The sequence below is a fragment of the Kitasatospora sp. NPDC059571 genome (assembly GCF_042735675.1).
Classification (GTDB): Bacteria; Actinomycetota; Actinomycetes; order Streptomycetales; family Streptomycetaceae; genus Kitasatospora.
Genome location: NZ_JBHWBW010000579.1, coordinates 1 through 4,377, shown reverse-complemented (window position 1 = coordinate 4,377; position 4,377 = coordinate 1). Strand labels below are relative to the sequence as shown.

Genomic DNA, 4,377 nt, shown 5'->3' with positions numbered 1-4,377 from the left:
GGCGGGGGTCAGGCCTGGACGGGCTGCGCGTCGAGGCGGGCCACCAGGGCGGTCACCTGGCGGGCGACGTCCGGCGCGGTGAGGCCGATCTCGGCGAGGATCTCCTCGCGCTTGGCGTGGTCGAGGAACTCCTGCGGGATGCCGAAGTCGCGCAGCGGCAGGTCGACGTCGGCGTCGCGCAGGGCCTGGGCGATCGCGGAGCCGACACCGCCGGCGCGGCCGTTGTCCTCGACGGTGACCACGACGCGGTGCTCGGCGGCGAGGCCGGGCAGCGCCTTGTCGACCGGCTTGACCCAGCGGGGGTCGACGACGGTCGAGGTGATGCCCTGGGCGTCGAGCAGCTCGGCGGCCTCCAGGCAGAGCGGGGCCATCGCGCCGACGGAGACGATGAGCACGTCGGCGCGCTTCTCGCCGCCGGCCTCGCCGCTCTCGCGCAGCACGTCCATGCCGCCGACCTTGCCGAGGGCGGGGACGGCGGGGCCGACGCTGCCCTTGGAGTAGCGGACGACGGTGGGCGCGTCGTGGACCTCGACGGCCTCCCGCAGCTGGGCGCGGACCTGGTCGGCGTCGCGCGGGGCGGCGAGCCGCAGGCCCGGGACGGTCTGCAGGATCGACATGTCCCACATGCCGTTGTGGGAGGCGCCGTCGGTGCCGGTGACGCCGGCCCGGTCGAGCACGAAGGTGACGCCGAGCTTGTGCAGGGCGACGTCCATCAGGACCTGGTCGTAGGCCCGGTTGAGGAAGGTCGCGTAGACCGCGACGACCGGGTGCAGGCCGTTGGTGGCCAGGCCCGCGGCCGAGACGGCGGCGTGCTGCTCGGCGATGCCGACGTCGAAGATGCGGTCCGGGTAGGCCTTGGCGAACGGCGCGAGGCCGACCGGGTGCAGCATCGCGGCGGTGATCGCCACGATGTCCTTGCGCTCGCGTCCGAGGGCGACCATCTCCTCGCCGAAGACGGACGTCCAGTCCTTGCCGGAGGACTTCACCGGCAGGCCGGTGTCGGGGTGGATGACGCCGACCGCGTGGAAGCGGTCCTCCTCGTTGTTCTCCGCGGCGTGGTAGCCGCGGCCCTTCTCGGTGATGCAGTGCACGATCACCGGGCCGCCGAAGCCGCGGGCCTTGGTGAGCGCGGACTCCAGCGCCACCAGGTCGTGGCCGTCGATCGGGCCGATGTACTTGAGGCCGAGGTCCTCGAACATGCCCTGCGGGGCGATGAAGTCCTTCAGGCCCTTCTTGGCGCCGTGCAGGGTGTCGAACATCGCCTGGCCGACCACGGGGGTGCGCTGGAGGGCGTCCTTGCCCCAGGACAGGAAGCGCTCGTAGCCCTGGGTGGTGCGCAGGGTCGACAGGTGGTTGGCGAGGCCGCCGATGGTCGGGGAGTAGGAGCGCTCGTTGTCGTTGACGACGATGACGACCGGCAGGTCCTTCGCGTCGGCGATGTTGTTGAGCGCCTCCCAGGCCATGCCGCCGGTGAGCGCGCCGTCGCCGATCACGGCGACGACCGGGCGGTCCCGGTGGCCCTGGATCTGGTTGGCCTTGGCCAGGCCGTCGGCGTAGCCGAGCACGGTGGAGGCGTGCGAGTTCTCGATCACGTCGTGCTCGGACTCGGCGCGCGAGGGGTAGCCGGACAGGCCGCCCTTCATCTTGAGGCGGCTGAAGTCCTGGCGGCCGGTGAGCAGCTTGTGCACGTAGCTCTGGTGGCCGGTGTCGAAGAGGATCCGGTCGCGCGGGGAGTCGAAGACCCGGTGCAGCGCGATGGTCAGCTCGACCACGCCCAGGTTGGGGCCCAGGTGGCCGCCGGTCTTCGAGACCTCTTCGACCAGGAAGCCGCGGATCTCCTCGGCCAGGTCGGCCAGCTGCGCCGGGGTGAGCCGGTCGAGATCGCGCGGTCCCCTAATGCGGGTCAGCAGGGCCACCCGTTCCTCCTCGTTCACAGTTCCCGGGCCCAGGGCAGGCCCGCCGGGCGTCGGCGCCCGTGGTGCCGGGCGGCCCGACGACGGTTGTCGGACTACCCCGGCTGGTCGAGTCTAATGTCCGACTGCCGGACACCGTGCGGCGCATGGGCCACAGGCGTCCGGTCGGCCCACAGACAGGACGAGGTCCGGCACCCGTTCGGTTCGGGTGCCGGACCTCACATCGGTGTCGGCGTGTCGTCAGCCCCGGCCGGCGGACTTCTGGGTCCGGCGGGAGACGGAGTCGAGCACGACGGCGCCGAGCAGCACCGCACCGGTGATCATGTACTGGATCGCCTGGTTGACGTGCACCAGGTCGAGGCCGGTGATGATCGACTGGATGACCAGGATGCCCAGCAGGGCGGACCAGGTCTTGCCGCGGCCGCCGAACAGGCTGGTACCGCCGATGACGGCCGCCGCGATGGAGTTCATCAGGACGTTGCCGCTGCCGAGCAGCTTGTCGGCGGAGCCCTGCTGGGAGGCGATGAACAGGCCGCCGAGGGCCGCCATGCCGGCCGAGATCATGAAGACCGAGATCCGCACCCAGGCGACGTTGATGCCGGCCCGGCGGGCGGCCTCGACGCTGCCGCCGACCGCGAAGATCTGGCGGCCGTAGGAGGTGCGACGGAGCACGAAGTCGGTGATGACGACGATCGACAGGAAGATCACCAGGGGCAGCGGCAGGCCGCGGTCCTGGTTGAGCATGTAGGCGGCGACCAGGCCGATCACGGCGAGCACGCCGGTGCGCAGCGCGATCTCGCTCATCGGGCGGGCCGGCAGGCCGGCGTCGCCGCGGCGCTTGGCGTCCAGGAACTGCCCGACGCCGAAGAGCGCGATGCCGAGGATCGCGAAGCCCCAGGTGAAGGCGACGTCGCCGTCGCCGAGGAAGTAGGTGTCCAGGTTGGCGAGCACACCGTCGTTCAGGACGTTGACGGTGCCCTTGTCGCCGAGGACGGACATCTGCAGGCCGCTCCAGGCGAGCAGGCCGGCCAGGGTGACCACGAAGGCCGGGACGCCGATCTTGGCGAAGAAGAAGCCGTGCAGGGCGCCGATGGCGATCGCGGCGACGATCGCGATCAGGCAGGCCAGCCACTCGTTGACGCCGGAGCGCACCGAGAGGACGGCGGCTATCGCGGCGGAGACGCCGGCGACGGAGCCGAGCGACAGGTCGATCTCGCCGAGCAGCAGCACGAAGACGATGCCGACGGCGATGAGGCCGGGGCCGGCGATCCACTTGGTGATGTTGGTGACGTTGTCGGCGTTGAGGAAGTCGCCGGTGATGCTCTGGAAGATGACGCCGATCAGGATCAGGCCGAGCACGACCGGGACGGAGCCCAGGTCGCCGCTCTTCATCTTGCGCTTGAACTCGGCGACGTAGCCGGCGAAGCCGGCCTCGCGGACGAGGAGGCGGGGGTCGACCGCGGGGGCCGGGGTGGCGTCCACCGCGGCGGCCTGGTCCTTGTCGGTGGTCTGGTCCGTGGTCACTTCGCTTCCTCCGCAATGCGTGCCTGGCGCCGGGTGACGGCGTTCTCGGTGGCGCCGGTGATGGCGGAGATGATCTCCTCGTGCGAGGTGTTGGCCACCTCGAAGACGCCGTTGTTGCGGCCCAGGCGGAGCACCGCGACGGTGTCCGCGACGGCCTTGACGTCGGCCATGTTGTGGCTGATCAGGATGACGCCGAGGCCGCGGTCGCGCAGGCGCTCGACCAGGTCGAGGACCTGGGCGGTCTGCTCGACGCCGAGGGCGGCGGTGGGCTCGTCCAGGATGACGATCTTGGGGTCGCCGACCAGGGCGCGGGCGATCGCCACGACCTGGCGCTGGCCGCCGGAGAGCGCGGCGATCGGGATGCGGACGCTGGGGATGCGGATCGACAGGGTGTCGAGCAGCTCCTTGGCGCGCTTCTCCATCGCGACCTCGTCGAGCGCACCGAAGCGGCGCAGCTCGCGGCCGAGGAAGAGGTTGCCGACCACGTCGAGGTTGTCGCAGAGCGCGAGGTCCTGGTAGACGGTGGCGACACCGAGGGCCTGGGCGTCGTGCGGCCGGTTGATCGCGACCTTGGTGCCCTCCCACTCGATCGAGCCCTCGTCGATGGGGTGGACGCCCGCGATGGTCTTCACCAGCGTCGACTTGCCGGCGCCGTTGTCGCCGACCAGGGCGACGACCTCGCCGGCGTGGACCTCCAGATGCACGTCGGTCAGTGCCTGCACGGCACCGAAGCGCTTGGAGACACCGCGCAACGCCAGTACGGGTGCGCCTGTCACGTGAACCATCTCCTTCGTTCCGCGCCGCCCTCGTCCAGGGCATGCCACGGCCTGCCGTGCTCCGGCGGGAGCACGGAAGGGTAGTGCGAGAAAGGATTTTGACGACGCGGCGGGGATGGTCGCGCAGCGCCGAGGGGGCGGCCGGTTCCGGTGCACCGGAACCG

3 protein-coding genes are annotated in these 4,377 nt (G+C 71.1%); all 3 read right to left on the bottom strand.

All coding sequences use genetic code 11. From position 1 onward, the window contains the following. Positions 1-8: 8 nt before the first annotated feature. Positions 9-1,916, bottom strand: coding sequence for a 1-deoxy-D-xylulose-5-phosphate synthase (gene dxs / locus ACFV0G_RS35880; protein WP_380556984.1), 1,908 nt, complete (start codon positions 1,914-1,916; stop codon positions 9-11). 237 nt (positions 1,917-2,153) lie between these two features. Continuing rightward, complete coding sequence (locus tag ACFV0G_RS35875; protein ID WP_380556982.1) at positions 2,154-3,437, bottom strand: sugar ABC transporter permease; 1,284 nt, start codon at positions 3,435-3,437, stop codon at positions 2,154-2,156. Further along, positions 3,434-4,222: an ATP-binding cassette domain-containing protein gene (locus ACFV0G_RS35870; RefSeq protein ID WP_380556980.1), complete on the bottom strand. Its 789-nt coding sequence runs from the start codon at positions 4,220-4,222 to the stop codon at positions 3,434-3,436. Before ACFV0G_RS35870 ends, ACFV0G_RS35875 begins: the two co-directional genes overlap by 4 nt. Between the last annotated feature and the right edge of the window lie 155 nt (positions 4,223-4,377).